Origin of the sequence: Brevibacterium sp. 50QC2O2, from assembly GCF_024580675.1 — a bacterium.
Taxonomy (GTDB): domain Bacteria; phylum Actinomycetota; class Actinomycetes; order Actinomycetales; family Brevibacteriaceae; genus Brevibacterium; species Brevibacterium moorei.
In genome coordinates, this window is the sequence record NZ_JANIJZ010000012.1 from 61,695 (window position 1) to 79,158 (window position 17,464).

The following is a 17,464-nucleotide window of genomic DNA, read 5'->3' on the forward strand; positions in this document are numbered from 1 at the left end:
AGGGTTTTCGGGCCAGCGGGCGGGAGCACCGAGTCGTGCCCGTCTACACCACGGTGCTGGCCGATTCGGAGACCCCTCTGAGCATTTACCGGCGCATCGCGCACGGCCGGCCCGGCGGATTCCTGCTGGAGTCGGCCCAGCACGGCGCCTGGAGCCGGTACTCCTTCATCGGCCGGAACCCGGTGGCCACGCTGACGGCCGACGCCGGCGGTGAACTCGTCTGGCTGGGCACGGTGCCCACCGGCGCGCCGACGTCCGGGGACCCGGTCGCCGCCGCCGACGAGCTGCTGCGCGTGCTGCGCAGCGAGCCACATCCGGATCTTCCGCCGATGATCTCCTCCCTGGTCGGGTATCTGGGCTGGGATGCGGTACGGCGTTTCGAGCGCTTGGGACCGGGGCCCGCCGCCGATGCCCCGATGCCGCTGTTGAGCCTGTCGATTCCCGGAGACGTGGTCATCTTCGACCACTACACCTCCGAGCTGACACTGGTGGCCAATGTCATCAACGTCGACGGGCTGGACACCGGCATCGAGGCAGCCCACGCCGGCGGCGTCGAACGTCTGCACGGACTGTTGGACGATCTGCGGGCACCGCTGCCGGCGAGCATCTCCCAGTGGAGCCCGGCGGACCCGGTCGTGACCACGACGACCGCCCACGCAGACTACCTGGACTCCGTGCGCGAGGCCCAGCGCCGGATCGTCGACGGTGACATCTTCCAGGTCGTCATCGGTCAGCGCTTCACCACGGAGTGCCCCGCCGATCCCCTGGAGGTCTATCGTGCCCTGCGCCGGACCAATCCCAGCCCGTATATGTACCTGATGGACATCCCCGTGCCCGATGGGCCGTCTCTGGCGGTCGTCGGTTCCTCTCCCGAGGCGCTGGTGACCGTTGCCGACGGCCTGTTGTCGACCCACCCGATCGCGGGGTCGCGGCCGCGCGGTGCCACCGGCGCCCGGGACGCGGCGCTGGCGGCCGAGCTGTTGGCCGATGAGAAGGAACGTGCCGAGCACCTGATGCTGGTCGACCTGGCCCGCAACGACTTGTCGAAGGTGTGCGCCGCCGGCAGCGTCGACGTCACCCAGTTCATGGAGATCGAGCGCTTCAGCCACATCATGCACATCTCCTCGACCGTCACGGGCCGCCTGCGCGAAGGGCTGACCGGCATCGACGTGCTGCGCGCGACCTTCCCCGCCGGCACCCTCTCCGGGGCTCCGAAGCCGATGGCGCTGCAGATCATCGACGAACTCGAGCCGGTCGCCCGTGGCCTCTACGGCGGGGTTGTGGGGTATCTCTCATTCAGTGGGAACCTCGATATGGCGATCGCAATCCGCACCGGAGTCATCAGACAGGGCCTCGTCCACGTCTACGCCGGTGGTGGAGTCGTCGCCGACTCGGTGCCGCAGGCCGAATACGAGGAATCACAGAACAAGGCCGCCGCCGTGCTGCGGGCGGCCGCGGCGGCAGCAGGACTGCAGGAGGACGTATGACCAAGGGCAGGGGGGTCCTGGCGCTGTTGGTGGCGGCGGGACTGATGTGGATCGTTGCGAGTCGGCCCTGGACACCGGCAGTCGTCGACAATGCGCAGACCATCGCCGGGGTGGCCGGGACCTCGACCAGCCAAGCCGGAACGTCGCCGCTGCTCATCGCCTGTGCTGCGATCGTGGCGGTGTGCGCACTCCTGCTGGCCCTGTTGCGCGGTTTCGGACGCCAGGTGATGGGCGTACTGGCGGGCCTGGCGGGCCTGGGTTTCGCCGCCGAGGCGATCGCCGTGCTCGCAGCCGGCGGCGCCACCGCGTGGCCCTGGGCGGGACTCGTCCTGGGCCTGCTCACAGCGGGGACCGCCGGTTGGGTCTGTGCTGCGGCCCGGACCTGGAAGACCAGTTCGCGCTATGAGCGCACGACGGTGGGCTCGGACCCCGATGATCCGGCCGCCACCTGGGACGCCCTGAGCCGTGGCGACGATCCCAGCGAGCGGGACTGATCGGTCCATATTCGGCGCCCGGCTTTTCGCTTCTGCAGCGGCGCGTGAAATAATGACCCCGTAGACCCCTGTGTAATTCTTTGGAGGAATGATGTCAGCTTTGGCCACCCGCAACGGTGCAACGGACCTCGACAAGTCGAGCATCGACTACGAGGCGATCCAGGACCCGGGAGAGGGTCACTCCATCGCCGGGTGGACGGGCACGACGATCATGCTCATCGGCACCATCGTCGGCGTGATCGGCAACCTGATCTTCAGCTGGCCCGTCTTCTGGGCCGGTGCGATCATCCTGGTCGTGGGCTTCGTGCTGGGCAACATCCTGAGCAAGGCCGGTTTGGGCGCCAAGCCCCACCACCACACGCTGAACCGCTGAGGGCGGCTGCGTTGACGGTACTCGACGACATCATCGTCGGCGTCCGCGCCGATCTTGCAGCCCGCCGCGCGGACCTCGGTCTGGCCGAGGTCCGCGCCCGTGCGCTCACCCGGGGCCCCGCCCGGCGCCTGCGGCCCGGGCCCGGCCTGATCTGCGAGGTCAAACGCGCCTCCCCGTCCGCCGGCGCCCTTGCGGTCATCGACGATCCGGCGGCCCTGGCAGCGGCCTATGCGCGCGGGGGCGCCGCCGCGATCTCGGTCCTGACCGAACGCCGCAGGTTCCACGGCAGTCTGGCCGACCTCGACGCCGTGCGCGCAGCGGTGGACGTGCCGATCCTGCGCAAGGACTTCGTCGTCGACGAATACCAGGTCTATGAGACACGCGCCCACGACGCCGACCTCCTCCTGCTGATCGTCGCCGCGCTGAGCGACGACCAACTGTCCCATCTCTACGGACTGGGCCGCGAACTCGGCCTGACCGTACTGGTGGAGACGCATACGCCCGAGGAGATCGACAGGGCCGCCGCACTGGACCTCGAAGGCGCTCTGCTGGGGGTCAATGTGCGCAATCTCAAGGATCTGAGCGTGGACACCGGACGATTCGCGCCCCTGGCGGCACTCGCGCCCACCGGCCCGGTGCTCGTCGCGGAATCCGGGGTCAGAACCGCTGCAGACGTCGCCGCCTACGCCACAGCCGGTGCGGGCCTCGTGCTCGTCGGCGAGGCCCTGGTCAAAGCGGGCGAACCGGCGGAGGCAGTGACCTCCTTCACCGCCGCTGCCCGGGCGTCGCACGGCTAGGACGCCAGGGCCCGCCCCCACCATCAACTGAGGAAAGTGACTCCCATGTCAGACACCGTGCCAGCGCCGACTCTGCCCAGTGGCCCGTATTTCGGGGACTTCGGCGGCCGGTTCATCCCCGAGGCCCTCGTCCCGGCCCTGGACGACATCGCAGAGGCTTGGCAGAAGTCCCTGGTCGACGATGAGTTCCAGGCCGAGCTCAAGCGCCTGCAACTGGACTACATCGGCCGGCCCAGTCTGCTCACCGAGGTTCCGCGGTTCGCTCAGCATGCGGGCGGTGCCCGGGTGTTCCTCAAACGCGAGGACCTCAACCACTCCGGCAGCCACAAGATCAACAATGCGATCGGCCAGGCTATGATCGCCAAGCGCCTGGGCAAGACGCGGCTGATCGCCGAGACCGGGGCGGGACAGCACGGGGTGGCCACGGCCACCGCCGCGGCCCTGTTCGGCCTCGAATGCACCGTGTACATGGGCTATGTCGACACCCAGCGCCAGGCCCTCAACGTGGCCCGGATGAGGTTCCTCGGCGCACAGGTGGTCGCCGTCGAGCAGGGCACCAAGGTGCTCAAGGACGCGATCAACGAGGCCATGCGCGACTGGGTGACGAATGTGGAGGACACCCACTACGTGCTCGGCACCGCCGCTGGCCCGCACCCCTTCCCGGCGATGGTCCGCAGTTTCCAGCAGGTCATCGGGACCGAGGCGAGGGCACAACTGGCCGCCATCACCGGGGGCCTGCCCGACGCCGTCTGCGCCTGTGTGGGCGGCGGCTCGAACGCGATCGGCTTGTTCTCCGCCTTCATCGACGAACCCACGGTGCGTCTCTACGGCTTCGAAGCCGGTGGCGAGGGCATCGAATCGGGCCGTCACGCGGCCAGGTTCGCCGGTGGGCGCCCCGGAGTGCTGCAGGGCGCGGCCAGTTATGTGCTGCAGGATGAAGACGGACAGACCCTGCCGTCCCATTCGATCTCCGCGGGGCTGGACTACACCTCGGTCGGCCCCGAGCACGCCCATCTGTTCGAAACCGGTCGGGCGACCTACGCCCCGATCATGGACGGCGAGGCGATGGACGCTATGCGGCTGTTGGCCCGCACCGAGGGAATCCTCCCGGCCATCGAGTCCTCACACGCCCTGGCCGGCGTCCTCAAGGTCGGCCGGGAGCTCGGTCCGGACGCCGTGATCGTCGCGAACCTCTCCGGGCGCGGCGATAAGGACATGACGACCGCTGCCACATGGTTCGACCTGATCGACGAAGGAGCACAGCAGCTATGAGCACGCCAATCGAAGGCGCCGCCGGTCCGACCCACCGTGGGCGGCGTACCGCCGAGACCCTCGACGCGGCCAGGGCCGCCGGCCGCACCGCGGGCCTGATCGGCTACCTGCCGGTGGGCTACCCCGATGTGCCGGGCTCACTGGAGGCGGTTCGCGAACTCGTCGCCGGCGGGGTCGACATCGTCGAGGTCGGGATGCCCTATTCGGATCCGGGGATGGACGGACCGGTCATCCAGGCCGCCTCGGAGGCCGCGCTGCGCGGCGGAGTGCGCACGCGCGATGTGTTCCGCGCCGTCGAAGCGGTGGCCGAGGCCGGCGGTACCGCCGTCGTCATGAGCTACTGGAACATCGTGCTGCAGTACGGGGTGGAGAACTTCGCACGCGATCTGGATTCCGCCGGCGGCGCCGGCATCGTCACCTCGGACCTGATCCCGGAGGAGGCCGGCGCCTGGACCGCGGCCAGCGACGCCTACGATCTCGACCGGATCTTCCTGGCAGCGCCGTCCTCGACGACCGAGCGGCTGGCCACGATCGTGGGAGCCCACCGCGGCTTCGTGTACGCGGCCTCGACCATGGGTGTGACCGGCACCAGGAGCAGCGTCGACACGCACGCCCGCGAATTGGTCGCCAGGGTCCGCACGGCCGGCGCTGCCCACGTGTGCGTTGGCCTGGGGGTCTCGAGCGCCGCACAGGCCGCCGAGGTCGCCGAGTACGCCGACGGAGTGATCGTCGGCTCGGCGCTGGTCAAGGCGCTGAGCAGTGGAGGACCGGCGGCCGTTGGAGCTTTGGCCCGCGAACTGGCGGAGGGAGTCGGGAGGTGAATCCGGCGGTGACGATCGCCATAGTCGCATGCGTCTTCGTCATCGCGGTGCTGGCGGGAGTGCTCCTGGCCCTGCGGCGGTCGAAAGCGGCAGCTGCCGCCGAGGACGCGGCCCTCGACGCGGCGGAGCGCCAGCAGGCGGCGCAGGGACCAGAGCTGGTCGGCTTCGGCCCGCAGACCTCCTCATTGCCGCAGATCACCCCGGAAATGCTGCAGCCCGGCGGCTCCACACAGGTTCCCGGCGGCGCGGCAGAGGACCCCGAGATATTCGGACAGCGTTCTTTTGGCTTTTTCGGAGCCGTCACCTCGGCTATCTCAATCGTCCCTCAGGTCGACCGTCTGCCGCAGTCCTCGAGACCGAATGATGAACCGTGAATTAGACATGAACGCGAATAGTTGTATCCTGGCCTCCCACATTTTTAAAATGTGACCTAGGGGACAGCGCCGTCCTCGCTTGTAGATGATTCGAGTGATTGGAGGACGGTGCTATGACTGGTGACCCCAGACCGTCTGTGCCCTTGTTCACGGATATGCCTGACAAGCAGGGACTGTACGATCCCGTGGCCGAACACGATGCCTGCGGCCTGGCGATGGTCGTGCGCTACCGGGGTGCGGCCGACCACCAGGTCGTCCAGCAGGCACTGACGGCGCTGCGCAATATGGAGCACCGCGGCGGCGTCGGCGGAGACGAGGGCACCGGTGATGGCGCCGGCATCACGGTCCAGATCCCACACGGCTTCTTCACCGACGTCGTCGACTTCGATCTGCCGGAGCCGGGCCACTACGCCGTCGGCACGGCCTTCCTCGACTCCGCGGATCCGGCCGCGGGCCAGGCGACGGTGACCAGTTTCGCCGAACAGGAGGGCCTGCGCATCCTCGGCTGGCGCGACGTCCCCGTGGTCCCCGACGTCGTCGGGCGCAGCGCCCGCGCCGTAATGCCGCAGTTCAAACAGGTATTCCTGGCCCTGGACCCGCGGATCCCGGTGACCTGCGATGAACACGGGAATCCGGCTCCCATGGAGCTGGAGCGCCGTGCCTGGGCCACCCGTAAGCGCTCCGAGCACTCGGGGGTGTACTTCCCCTCCCTGTCCAGTCGCACCCTGACATACAAGGGGATGTTGAGCACCGGCCAGCTGGCGCCCTTCTACCCGGACCTGGAGTCGGGCCGATTCATCTCCAAGATCGGCCTGGTCCACTCGCGGTTCTCCACGAACACCTTCCCGTCCTGGCCCCTGGCCCAGCCCTTCCACATGATCGCCCACAACGGCGAGATCAACACCGTGCGGGGAAATCGCAACTGGATGCGCGCCAGGGAGAGCCTGCTGTCCTCGGTCGAACTGGCCAGCCCCTGGTCGGACGGTTCGAACCGCGACCTGTCCCGGCTCTTCCCCATCGTCGATCCGGGTGGATCCGACTCCGCATCCTTCGACGAGGTCCTCGAACTGCTCGTGATGTCGGGCCGCTCGCTGCCCCACGCCATCATGATGATGATCCCAGAGGCGTGGCAGAACGATCCGCTGATGAGCGAACAGCGCCGGGCCTTCTACGAATACCACTCGATGCTCATGGAACCGTGGGACGGGCCCGCGTGCGTCGCGTTCACCGACGGCACCCTGGCCGGAGCCGTGCTCGACCGCAACGGCCTGCGTCCGGCCCGTTATGTGATGACCGAGGACACGATCGTACTGGCCAGCGAGGTTGGCGTCGTCGACCTGCCGGACGAGCAGATCGTCAAACGCGGCCGCCTCATGCCAGGGCGCATGTTCCTCATCGACACGGCAGCCGGCCGGGTCATCTCCGACACCGAGATCAAGAACGAACTCGCCACGGCCCAGCCCTACCGCGCCTGGCTCGACGATGCGGCGATCGACCTGGCCGACCTGCCCGACCGCGAACACGTCGTCCACCCGCAGAGCTCGGTGGAGCGCCGCCAGCGCACCTTCGGCTATACCGAGGAGGATCTGCGCCTGCTCATCGGCCCAATGGCGACCACCGCCGCCGAACCCCTGGGTGCGATGGGCTCCGACACCCCGATCGCCGCCTATGCACAGCGTCCCCGCCTGCTGTTCGACTACTTCGTGCAGAACTTCGCCCAGGTGACTAATCCGCCACTGGATGCGATCCGCGAACAGCTCGTGACCTCGCTGAAGTCCTCGACCGGCTCCGAGCACAACCTGCTCTCCGGCGGGCCGGAGCACACAGCACGCGTACTCCTGCCACACCCGGTGATCAACAACGACGAACTCGCGAAGTTCGAACACATGAGCCCCAAGCGGTTCGCCGGCCTGCGCTCGGCCCAGAGTCCGACGAAGGTGCTGCGCGGGCTCTACCGGCCCGGCGGCGGGGGAGTCAACCTGGCCCGCCGGATCGAGGAACTGTGCACCGAGGCCTCCCGCGCAGTGGCAGCCGGCGCCCAGTTCATCATCGTCTCCGATCGCGATTCGAATGCGGAATTCGCCCCGATCCCCTCCCTGCTGCTGACCTCGGCCGTCCACCAGCACCTGATCAGGGAGCGCACCAGGACCAGGGTCTCCATCATCGTGGAGGCCGGCGACGTTCGCGAGGTCCACCACGTCGCAACCCTCATCGCATTCGGCGCTTCGGCCGTCAACCCCTATTTGGCGATGGAATCGGCCGAGTACATGGTCAGGCAGGGCCGCCTGCCCGGCATCGACGAGGCCACCGCCGTCACCGGAGTGCTCAGGGCCCTGGGCAAGGGCCTGCTAAAGATCATGTCCAAGATGGGCATCTCGACAGTGCAGTCCTACCACGGGGCCCAGACCTTCGAAACCCTGGGCCTGAGCGAGGATTTCGTCGAACGCTACTTCACCGGCACCTCGGCCCGCCTGGGTGGCATGGGCGTGCAGGGAGTCGCCGCAGAGGTCGAGGCGCGCCACGGCGCGGCATATCCCGGCGAACACCCCAGACTGCAGGACCGGGTGCTCGAAACCGGCGGGGAATACCAGTGGCGCAGGGAGGGCCCGCCCCACCTGTTCAATCCGGAGACGGTCTTCAAGCTCCAGCACTCCACCCGCACCGGCCGGATGGACGTGTTCCGCGAATACACGAAGAAGGTCGACGACCAGGCCGCGGAGCTCATGACCCTGCGCGGGCTCTTCGACCTCAAGCCGGGACCGGACGGACCCATCCCCCTGGACGAGGTCGAATCGGTCTCCAGCATCGTGAAGCGCTTCTCGACCGGGGCGATGAGCTACGGCTCACTCTCGCAAGAGGCCCATGAGACCCTGGCGATCGCCATGAACCGCCTGGGCGCGAAGTCGAACACCGGCGAGGGCGGCGAGGACGCCGACCGGCTGATGGACCCCGAACGCCGCTCGGCGATCAAACAGGTCGCCTCCGGCCGCTTCGGCGTGACCAGCCTGTACCTGACGCAGGCCGACGACATCCAGATCAAGATGGCCCAGGGCGCCAAACCGGGCGAGGGCGGACAGCTCCCACCCTCGAAGGTCTACCCCTGGGTGGCCAGGACCCGCCATGCCACCCCCGGCGTCGGCCTGATCTCGCCGCCACCGCACCACGACATCTATTCGATCGAGGACCTGGCGCAGCTGATCTACGACCTCAAGCGGGCCAACCCCTCGGCCCGGGTCCACGTCAAACTGGTCTCGAGCGTGGGCGTGGGCACCGTCGCCTCCGGCGTGGCCAAGGCCGCAGCCGATGTCGTGCTGATCTCCGGCCACGACGGCGGGACCGGCGCCAGCCCGCTTAACTCCCTCAAGCACGCCGGCGCCCCATGGGAGCTGGGCCTGGCCGAGGCACAGCAGACCCTGCTGCTCAACGGGCTGCGCGAACGCGTTTCCGTCCAGGTCGACGGTCAGCTCAAGACCGGACGCGATGTCGTCATCGCCGCCCTGCTCGGCGCAGAGGAATTCGGCTTCGCAACGGCACCTCTGGTGGTCTCCGGATGCATTCTGATGCGCGTGTGTCACCGGGACACGTGTCCCGTGGGCGTGGCCACCCAGAACCCAGAACTGCGCTCGCGTTTCTCCGGCAAACCGGAGTTCGTCGTGAACTTCTTCGAATTCATCGCCCAGGAGGTCCGCGAGTATCTGGCCGAACTGGGCTTCCGGAGCCTCGACGAGGCAATCGGCCAGGTGGAGCGTCTCGATATGAAGAGGGCGATCGGGCACTGGAAGGCGCAGGGACTGGACCTGGGCGATGTGCTCCACGTCCCGCACACCATCGACGGTGCCGTCGCCGCGGTGCGCAAGCACACGACGGGGCAGAACCACCGGATCGAGGAGCACTTCGACCAGCAGTTCATGGCGGAGGTCGAACAAGCGCTGAAGACGCGCGAACCCGTGACGTTGACCGCCCATGCGACGAATGTGGATCGCTCGATCGGCACCCTGCTCGGACACACGGCGACCCTGTCCTGCGGGACAGAGGTCCTTCCCGAGGACCTCATCAGGGTCGAACTCGATGGCTACGCCGGCCAGTCCCTGGGCGCCTTCCTGCCGGCTGGAATCACCCTGCGACTGCGGGGTGACGCCAATGACTACGTCGGCAAGGGTCTGTCGGGGGGCACGATCGCGGTGGCGCCCGCTGCCGGAGTACGGGGCCTGCCACAGGAGAACGTCATCGCCGGCAATGTGATCGGATACGGTGCCACCGGTGGGCGTCTCTACCTGTCCGGACAGGTCGGTGAGCGCTTCCTGGTCCGCAATTCCGGGGCCACCGCAGTCGTCGAGGGCATCGGAGACCACGGGCTGGAGTACATGACCGGCGGAACCGCTGTGATCCTGGGTCCCGTCGGTCGGAACTTCGCCGCCGGGATGTCCGGCGGCACCGCCTATATGTTGGACTTCAATCCCGGTCGGATCAACGCGGCGGACAGGAGGGCCGGGAAATTCCAGCTCAGTGCGCTCTCGGACTCCGATGCGCTGTTCATCCGCGAGATCCTCGTGGCGCACGCGGATCGGACCGATTCCCCGCTGGCCGGCGGACTGCTGGACCAGCTCGAACGCGGCGAGGACGTGATGAGCCGCTTCACCAAGCTCGTTCCCGTCGACTACGCCAGTGTGCTGGAGATCCAGCAGATGTTCACCGGTTCCGGCCAGGACCCCGAGGGTGACGAGGCCTGGAACAAGATTCTGGAGGCTACTCATGGCTGATCCACGCGGATTCCTCAAGGTTCGCAACCGCGAACTGCCGTCCAAGCGACCCGTAGCACTGCGGTTGCTCGATTTCAAGGAGATCCCGACAGACCTCGGGGACTCCGCCTTCGTCGGGCAGGCCGGACGCTGTATGGACTGCGGCATCCCGTTCTGCCATCAGGGCTGCCCACTGGGCAACCTGATCCCCGAATGGAACGACGCGATGTACCGTGACGAGCTGCCGCGGGCGCTCAAACTCCTGCATGCGACGAACAACTTCCCGGAGTTCACGGGGCGGGCCTGCCCCGCACCGTGTGAGGACTCGTGCGTGTTGGGGATCAACCAGCCGCCGGTGACGATCAAGAACATCGAGGTCACGATCATCGATCGGGGCTTCGCCGCCGGCCTGGTCCGCCCGGAGACCCCCGAGCGGATCTCGGGTAAGACCGTGGCCGTCGTCGGTTCGGGCCCCGCCGGCCTGGCCTGTGCCCAGCAGCTGACCCGGGCGGGGCACACCGTGGTCGTCTACGAGGCCGATGATCGGATCGGTGGCCTGCTGCGCTATGGCATCCCCGATTTCAAATTGGAGAAGCCCACCATCGACCGCAGGATCGAGCAGATGCGTGCCGAGGGCACCCGCTTCCGCACCGGGGTGCGGATCGGAACGGATATGTCCTGGTCCGACCTGCGCGAGCGCTTCGATGCGGTGTGCGTGTGCACGGGTGCGACGGTTCCCCGTGATCTGCCGGTGCCCGGCCGGGACCTGGCCGGAGTCGAGTACGCGATGGACTATCTGGTGCCGGTCAACCGGGCACAGCACGGTGACGAGGTCGACATCATCGACGCCAAGGGCAAGAACGTCATCGTCATCGGGGGCGGCGATACCGGATCGGACTGCCTGGGCACAGCACTGCGCCAGCAGGCGAAGTCCGTGACCACCCTCGCCATCGGCGCCCAGCCGCCGGTCGAGCGGCCGGCCGAACAGCCCTGGCCCACCACGCCGCGCGTCTTCGAGATCTCCTCGAGCCACGAAGAGGGCGGGACGCGCGAGTTCCTGGCCTCGACCGTGCGCTTCCTCGGCGATGACGCGGGCCACGTCCGTGCGGTCGAGGTTGCCGAAACCCAGTTCGTCGACGGCCGGCGGGTTCCCACCCCGGGGACCGAGCGGGAGATCCCGGCGGACCTGGTGCTCATTTCGATGGGCTTCACCGGTCCGCAGTTGCCGGCTGCGGAAACGGGCATCCGGTCGCAGGGCAGTACCCTTGCCAGGGACGCTGCGTGGCAGAATCCGGCCGAGGGCGTCTTCGTCGCAGGTGATGCCGGGCGCGGGCAGTCGCTCATCGTCTGGGCGATCGCCGAGGGTCGTGCGGCGGCCGCCGCAATCGATCAGCACCTCACGGGTTCGACCCTGCTGCCGGCTCCCGTCACACCCGATCAGCAGGCATTGCGAGCCTGAGCGGGCGGACACGGATGGACCGGAGCGTATAGGGTTGAGCGTATGAGGCATGCAAAGATCGTGGCGACCCTGGGTCCCGCGCAGAAATCCTATGAGGACATCCGTGCCCTGATCGAGGAGGGGGTCAACGCCGCCAGGTTCAACTTCAGTCACGGCAGTCATGCCGACCATCAGCGGCTCTATGACTGGGTCCGCCGCGCCGCGGCGGACACTGGTCGTGCGGTTGCAGTGTTGGCGGACCTGCAGGGGCCGAAGATCCGACTGGAGACCTTCGCGCAGGACGCCCCGGTCGAACTGGTCAAGGGCCAGACCTTCACCATTACCACCAGGGACGTCCCCGGCAGCGCGGAGGTGGTGGGCACGACCTACCACGGTCTGCCGGGCGATGTGCAGATCGGCGATCCACTGCTGATCGACGATGGCCGGGTGCGCCTGCGCGCCGTGGAGGTCACCGATACCGATGTCGTCACCCAGGTGGAGATCCCCGGCCGGGTATCCGATCACAAGGGCATCAACCTGCCGGGTGTGCCGGTTTCGGTGCCGGCGATGAGCGAGAAGGACGTGGCGGACCTGCGGTTCGCCCTGAACATGGGCGCCGACTGGATCGCCCTGTCCTTCGTCCGGTCGCCGGAAGATGCGGACCGGGTGCGTTCGGTGATGGCCGAGGAGGGCATCACGGTGCCCATCATCGCCAAGATCGAGAAGCCGCAGGCGGTCGAGAACATCCGCTCGATCGTCGACGCCTTCGACGGCATCATGGTGGCCCGCGGCGATCTGGGCGTGGAATTGCCACTCGAACAGGTGCCGATCGTGCAGAAGCAGACGGTGGAGCTGTGCCGCAGGCAGGCCAAGCCCGTGATCGTCGCCACCCAGATGCTCGAGTCGATGATCGGCGAACCCCGTCCCACCAGGGCCGAGGCCAGTGACTGCGCGAATGCGGTGCTCGACGGCGCCGACGCCCTGATGCTCTCGGGGGAGACCTCGGTGGGCGAATACTGGCTGGATTCGGTGCGCACCATGGCGCGGATCATCGAATCGACCGAAGACCACGGTCTGGACCGGGTACCCCCGTTGGGCACCGAGCCCCACACCAGGGGTGGTGCCATCACGGCTGCGGCGGTGCTCATCGCCAAGCAACTGAACATCGGCGTGCTGTGCACGTTCACCCAGTCGGGTGATTCCGTGCGCCGAATGGCCAGGCTGCGGCCGCCACGGCCCATCCTCGCCTTCACCCCGATCGATCGGGTGCGCAATCAGCTGGCCCTGTCGTGGGGAGTTGTGGCCTTCAAGGTGGCCGCCGTTCACCACACCGATCAGATGGCCAAACAGCTCGATGCCGTACTGCTGGGGGAGGGCCTGGCAGAAGAGGGCCAGTACGTTGTATTGGTCGCGGGTTCTCCGCCCGGAATCATCGGTTCGACCAATGCCCTGCGGGTGCATCGGCTCGGCGACGCGGCCAAGGGGCTGGCGCCGGCGTATGACGATTCGCAGGTGACCTCGGAGGATCCGCTGGCCGGATACAAATAGGAGGAGCGAGAAAGGGGGCCTGCCCGGTTGGAAACAACCGGGCAGGCCCCCTCGTGTTCGTACCGGATGTGGGACTCGAACCCACACATCTTTCGATAACGCATTTTGAGTGCGCCGCGTCTACCGATTCCGCCAATCCGGCCGGGTACCCCGTAATTACATCACATGTCGGGGCCACCGCGCCAATCCCGGCCCGGGTCGTGCCGAGGACCACCGGGCCGTGGCATTGGTCCTCGGGCCTCAAGGGCTTAAGATGTAACGGTGACTTCCAGTGAAACGAATGCCGAACAACAGCCGGTCCGCCGCGTCGTCGTAGCCGAAGACGAATCCGTCATCCGCCTCGACATCGTCGAGATGCTCCGGGAGGTCGGCTACGATGTGGTCGGCGAAGCCGCCGACGGGGAATCCGCCGTCCACCTGGCGGAGGAATTGCGTCCCGATGTCGTCGTGATGGACATCAAGATGCCCAAGCTCGACGGGATCTCGGCCGCCGAACGTATCACCCGTGCCCATATCGCGCCGGTCGTCCTGCTCACGGCCTTCAGCCAGCGGGAGCTGGTGGAGCGGGCCCGTGACGCCGGCGCCATGGCCTATGTCGTCAAGCCCTTCACCGCCGCCGATCTGGTGCCCGCGCTGGAGATCGCCCTGAGTCGGCATGCGGAGATGGCCGCCCTCGAGGCCGAGATCGCCGACCTGTCCGATCGCTTCGAGACCCGTAAGCTGGTCGAGCGCGCCAAGTCCGCGCTTATCACCAATATGGGCCTGACGGAGCCGGAGGCCTTCCGGTGGATTCAGAAGACCTCCATGGACCGTCGCCTGACGATGCGAGAGGTCGCGGAGACCGTGATCGAGCAGATCGGCAAGGCCAAGAAGTGAGGGCCGGGGTGCTCAGTACTTTTTCTGAGAACTGAGCACCATATTGCTGATTCGCACGATCGACAGCAGCCGGCCGGCCTCATCGGTCATCCGCACCTCGTGGCTGAACAGGCTGCGACCGCCGTGGAGCACTTCGGCGCGCCCATAGACGTAGCCCGAGGTGATGGAGCGCAGGTGGGTTGCATTGAGGTCGACGCCCACCACATTGTGCCCGCCGGCGCGCAGTGCGGCATGTGTGGACCCAAGTGTTTCGGCCAACACGACGTGGCCACCGCCGTGGAAGAGTCCGGCTGGCTGAAGATTCCCCTCGACCGGGACGCGCGCAGTGATGAAGTCATGGCCCAGCTCGAGGTACTCCATACCCATCCGGGCGTTGAGAGTGCCGGGGAAGCCGACTTCGTTGTACTGGGCGATGATCTGCGCGTACTCCTCCGCCGTGGTCTGCGCGTCGATCGTGGGCAGTGTGAAATCAGACATGTGTCTCCTTCTAGGTTCTGTTGCTCAGAGTAGCAGGGGCCGCCGACCCGCTAGGCTAGACGCGTGAGTGACGAGAAACTGCTGCTGATCGACGGACATTCCCTGGCCTATCGCGCCTTCCACGCCCTGCCGATGGAGAACTTCTCCACGGCGACCGGGCAGACCACCAACGCGGTCTACGGATTCACCTCGATGCTGCTCACCGCAGCCGAACGCGAGGCGCCCACCCACATCGCGGTGGCCTTCGACCTGGGGCGCGAGACCTTCCGACTGGCCGAATACTCCGAGTACAAGGCGGGCCGGAAGAAGACCGCCCCGGAGTTCCACGGCCAGGTCGAACTGATCAAGGACGTGCTGGGCGCCCTGGGCGTGCCGGTCCTCGAGCTCAAGGGCTATGAGGCCGACGACATTCTGGCCACCATGGCCGGGGTCGGCGCGGCCGCCGGCTACGACACGTACGTGGCATCCGGGGACAAGGACTCCTTCCAGCTCTCGCGCATAGCAGCCGAGGACCATGCTGCGGTGACCATCCTGTATCCCAAGCGCGGTTTCACGGATCTGACTTATATGACCCCGCAGGCCGTCGAGGACAAGTACGGAGTCAGCCCGGCGAATTACCGTGGACTGGCCGCTCTGGTGGGGGAGAAGGCTGACAACCTGCCCGGCGTGCCCGGGGTGGGTGAGAAGACCGCGGCGAAGTGGCTGGGGCTCTACGGCGATCTACCCGGGGTTCTCGCCCATGCCGACGACATCAAGGGCAAGGCCGGTCAGAATCTGCGCGACCATATGGCCGATGTCGAGCGCAACTACCGGCTCAACCGCTTGATCGACGATTTGGCGCCGGCGGACTTCGGACTGGCCGAGGGCCTCGAGGCCGCTCGCCTGGGTCATGGCGAGAGGGCCCGGGTCGGTGAACTGTTCGACCAATTGGAATTCAGACAGTTCGGAGAGCGCATCGCCGCGTTCCTGGACCCCGCCGATCGGGCGCCGAGCGTCCCTGCGGTCGAACTACCCGAGGTCCGTGTGCTGGCTGCCGATGATGTTCTGCAATGGTTGGACGGTCTCGACCCGGCTGCGCCCCTGGGCCTGGCCTGTGATGCGGATCCGGCCGGCCAGGACGCCGATGTCCTCGCCCTGGCACAGGACCGGAACATCGGCGTGATCGAACTGCACTCCCTGCCGGAGGCGGTACTGCGCGCCCTCGACGGCGTGCTGGCGGGTGCCGAGGACCTCGCGTGCCACGATGCCAAACCGCAGGTCAAAGCCCTGGTCCACCGTGGTCTGGGGCAGATCAAACCGCATACGGATACGGAACTCGTCGCGTACCTGCTCACCCCCGATGCCAGATCCTATGATTTCGCCGAACTCACAATGCGTCACCTCGGCCTCGACCTGACCGGCGATGCCGAACCCGGGACGCTCGACCTCGACGCCGGGAAATCGCTGGGGTTGCGGGCCTGGGCGGTCATCGGCCTGGCGAGCGCTCTGCGCGCGGAGCTGGACCGGGTGGCCGAGGTGTCCCTGCTCGATCGGATCGAGCGCCCCACCCAGGAGGTGCTGGCACGGATGGAACTCGCCGGCATCGGAGTCGATGGACCGGCACTGTCTGCGCTGATCGACGAGTTCGGGACCCAGGCCGACTTGTCGGCCCAGCAGGCATACGAGGCGATCGGTCACGAGGTCAACCTGGGTTCGCCCAAACAGCTGCAGGTGGTGCTGTTCGATGAACTCGACATGCCCAAGACGAAGAAGACGAAAACGGGTTACACCACCGATGCCGACGCCCTGACGGATCTCTACATTTCAACAGATCATCCCTTCCTTGGCCACTTATTGGCCTACCGCGACACGATCAAACTCAAGCAGACCGTGGTGGGCCTGCAGAAGACGGTCGCCGGCGATGGCCGGATCCACACCACGTATCTGCAGACGGTGGCGGCCACAGGGCGGCTGAGCTCGAAGGATCCGAACCTGCAGAACATCCCCGTTCGCTCGGATGCCGGCAAACGGATCCGCGGCGTATTCGTGCCCGAGGCCGATGCCGGCTACACCGAGCTGCTCAGCGCTGACTATTCGCAGATCGAAATGCGGATCATGGCGCATCTGGCCGGTGACGAGAGTCTGATCGCCGCCTTCAATGCGGGGGAGGATCTGCACAGTTATGTCGCGGGCGAGGTCTTCGGTGTGCCCGCTGCCGAGGTGACCCCTGCGATGCGCTCGAAGGTCAAGGCGATGTCCTATGGCCTGGTCTACGGACTGAGCGCCTACGGACTGTCGCGGCAGCTGCGGATCGGGGCGGGGGAGGCCCAGGGGCTGATGGACGATTACTTTGCGCGTTTCGGTGCGGTCAAGGAGTATCTGGAGGCGATCGTCGAGGAGGCGCGCGGACGCGGGTACACGGAGACCATGTACGGGCGCCGACGGTATCTGCCGCAGTTGAACAGCGACCGCAGGCAGCAGCGGCAGATGGCCGAACGTGCCGCGCTGAACGCCCCGATCCAGGGCAGTGCCGCCGACATCATGAAGATCGCGATGCGCAGGGTGGACCGTGGTCTGCACGAGGCCGGTCTGCACAGTCGGCTACTGCTGCAGGTGCATGACGAAGTCATCATCGAAACCCATGCCGATGAACGCCAGGAGGTCGCCCGGATTGTCACGGAGGCAATGGGCCAGGCGGCTACCCTGCGGGTTCCGTTGACCGTCAACATCGGCCATGGTGGGACCTGGGAGGACGCCGCCCACTGAGAAACGGCGCGGGCGGCGCCGGG

At 67.1% G+C, this 17,464-nt stretch carries 13 protein-coding genes and 1 tRNA gene; 12 read left to right on the forward strand and 2 right to left on the reverse strand.

Translation table 11 applies throughout. The annotated features are described in order from the left end of the window. The first annotated feature begins 35 nt into the window (after positions 1–35). The 10 genes from trpE (at position 36) to pyk (ending at position 13,343) form a co-directional block, all read left to right on the forward strand. Positions 36–1,487: an anthranilate synthase component I gene (gene trpE, locus NQ038_RS10815; RefSeq protein ID WP_373456811.1), complete on the forward strand. Its 1,452-nt coding sequence runs from the start codon at positions 36–38 to the stop codon at positions 1,485–1,487. Continuing rightward, positions 1,484–1,981 carry a Trp biosynthesis-associated membrane protein gene (locus NQ038_RS10820; protein ID WP_257062566.1) on the forward strand — a complete coding sequence of 166 codons (498 nt, stop codon included), beginning with the start codon at positions 1,484–1,486 and terminating at the stop codon, positions 1,979–1,981. Before trpE ends, NQ038_RS10820 begins: the two co-directional genes overlap by 4 nt. A 91-nt stretch (positions 1,982–2,072) precedes the next feature. After that, the gene (locus tag NQ038_RS10825) at positions 2,073–2,354 is read left to right on the forward strand and encodes an HGxxPAAW family protein (protein WP_257056865.1); all 282 of its coding nucleotides are present in this window, start codon (positions 2,073–2,075) and stop codon (positions 2,352–2,354) included. 11 nt (positions 2,355–2,365) lie between these two features. Then, entirely contained in the window at positions 2,366–3,151 is a 786-nt protein-coding gene (locus NQ038_RS10830; RefSeq protein WP_257062568.1) for an indole-3-glycerol-phosphate synthase, read from the forward strand. A 45-nt stretch (positions 3,152–3,196) separates the two neighbouring features. Continuing rightward, a complete protein-coding gene (gene trpB / locus NQ038_RS10835; RefSeq protein ID WP_257046415.1) occupies positions 3,197–4,423 on the forward strand; it encodes a tryptophan synthase subunit beta in 1,227 nt (408 codons plus the stop codon). Then, positions 4,420–5,244: a tryptophan synthase subunit alpha gene (trpA, locus tag NQ038_RS10840; RefSeq protein WP_257046414.1), complete on the forward strand. Its 825-nt coding sequence runs from the start codon at positions 4,420–4,422 to the stop codon at positions 5,242–5,244. The genes trpB and trpA overlap by 4 nt, the downstream gene beginning before the upstream one ends. An 8-nt stretch (positions 5,245–5,252) precedes the next feature. Further along, positions 5,253–5,618 (forward strand): hypothetical protein, encoded by a 366-nt coding sequence (locus NQ038_RS10845; protein WP_257046413.1) that lies wholly within the window; start codon positions 5,253–5,255, stop codon positions 5,616–5,618. A 113-nt stretch (positions 5,619–5,731) separates the two neighbouring features. Next, positions 5,732–10,378, forward strand: coding sequence for a glutamate synthase large subunit (gene gltB, locus NQ038_RS10850; protein WP_373456812.1), 4,647 nt, complete (start codon positions 5,732–5,734; stop codon positions 10,376–10,378). Continuing rightward, positions 10,371–11,816 carry a glutamate synthase subunit beta gene (locus NQ038_RS10855; RefSeq protein WP_257046411.1) on the forward strand — a complete coding sequence of 482 codons (1,446 nt, stop codon included), beginning with the start codon at positions 10,371–10,373 and terminating at the stop codon, positions 11,814–11,816. Before gltB ends, NQ038_RS10855 begins: the two co-directional genes overlap by 8 nt. 42 nt (positions 11,817–11,858) lie before the next feature. Continuing rightward, positions 11,859–13,343, forward strand: a complete 1,485-nt coding sequence (gene pyk / locus NQ038_RS10860; protein ID WP_257062569.1) for a pyruvate kinase — start codon at positions 11,859–11,861, stop codon at positions 13,341–13,343. 60 nt (positions 13,344–13,403) lie between these two features. Here the strand turns inward: pyk and NQ038_RS10865 are convergent. Next, positions 13,404–13,485 (reverse strand) — tRNA-Leu (locus tag NQ038_RS10865). A 119-nt stretch (positions 13,486–13,604) separates the two neighbouring features. Between NQ038_RS10865 and NQ038_RS10870 the strand changes: the two genes are divergently transcribed. Beyond that, entirely contained in the window at positions 13,605–14,219 is a 615-nt protein-coding gene (locus NQ038_RS10870; protein ID WP_257046409.1) for a response regulator, read from the forward strand. A gap of 12 nt (positions 14,220–14,231) precedes the next feature. Here NQ038_RS10870 and NQ038_RS10875 read toward each other — a convergent pair whose 3' ends face one another. Next, on the reverse strand, positions 14,232–14,696 hold the full coding sequence (locus NQ038_RS10875) for a hotdog fold thioesterase (protein ID WP_257046408.1): 465 nt from the start codon (positions 14,694–14,696) through the stop codon (positions 14,232–14,234). A gap of 63 nt (positions 14,697–14,759) precedes the next feature. Here NQ038_RS10875 and polA point away from each other — a divergent pair, with 63 nt between their 5' ends. Then, positions 14,760–17,441 (forward strand): DNA polymerase I, encoded by a 2,682-nt coding sequence (gene polA, locus NQ038_RS10880; protein WP_257062570.1) that lies wholly within the window; start codon positions 14,760–14,762, stop codon positions 17,439–17,441. Positions 17,442–17,464: the final 23 nt, after the last annotated feature.

What these genes read in the sequence shown, in the direction of transcription:
- NQ038_RS10820 (WP_257062566.1), top strand. Translation starts at nt 1,484, where the DNA reads ATGACCAAGGGCAGGGGGGTCCTGGCGCTGTTGGTGGCGGCGGGACTG.
- NQ038_RS10825 (WP_257056865.1), top strand. Translation starts at nt 2,073, where the DNA reads ATGTCAGCTTTGGCCACCCGCAACGGTGCAACGGACCTCGACAAGTCG.
- trpB (WP_257046415.1), top strand. Translation starts at nt 3,197, where the DNA reads ATGTCAGACACCGTGCCAGCGCCGACTCTGCCCAGTGGCCCGTATTTC.
- trpA (WP_257046414.1), top strand. Translation starts at nt 4,420, where the DNA reads ATGAGCACGCCAATCGAAGGCGCCGCCGGTCCGACCCACCGTGGGCGG.
- gltB (WP_373456812.1), top strand. Translation starts at nt 5,732, where the DNA reads ATGACTGGTGACCCCAGACCGTCTGTGCCCTTGTTCACGGATATGCCT.
- NQ038_RS10855 (WP_257046411.1), top strand. Translation starts at nt 10,371, where the DNA reads ATGGCTGATCCACGCGGATTCCTCAAGGTTCGCAACCGCGAACTGCCG.
- pyk (WP_257062569.1), top strand. Translation starts at nt 11,859, where the DNA reads ATGAGGCATGCAAAGATCGTGGCGACCCTGGGTCCCGCGCAGAAATCC.
- NQ038_RS10875 (WP_257046408.1), bottom strand. Translation starts at nt 14,696, where the DNA reads ATGTCTGATTTCACACTGCCCACGATCGACGCGCAGACCACGGCGGAG.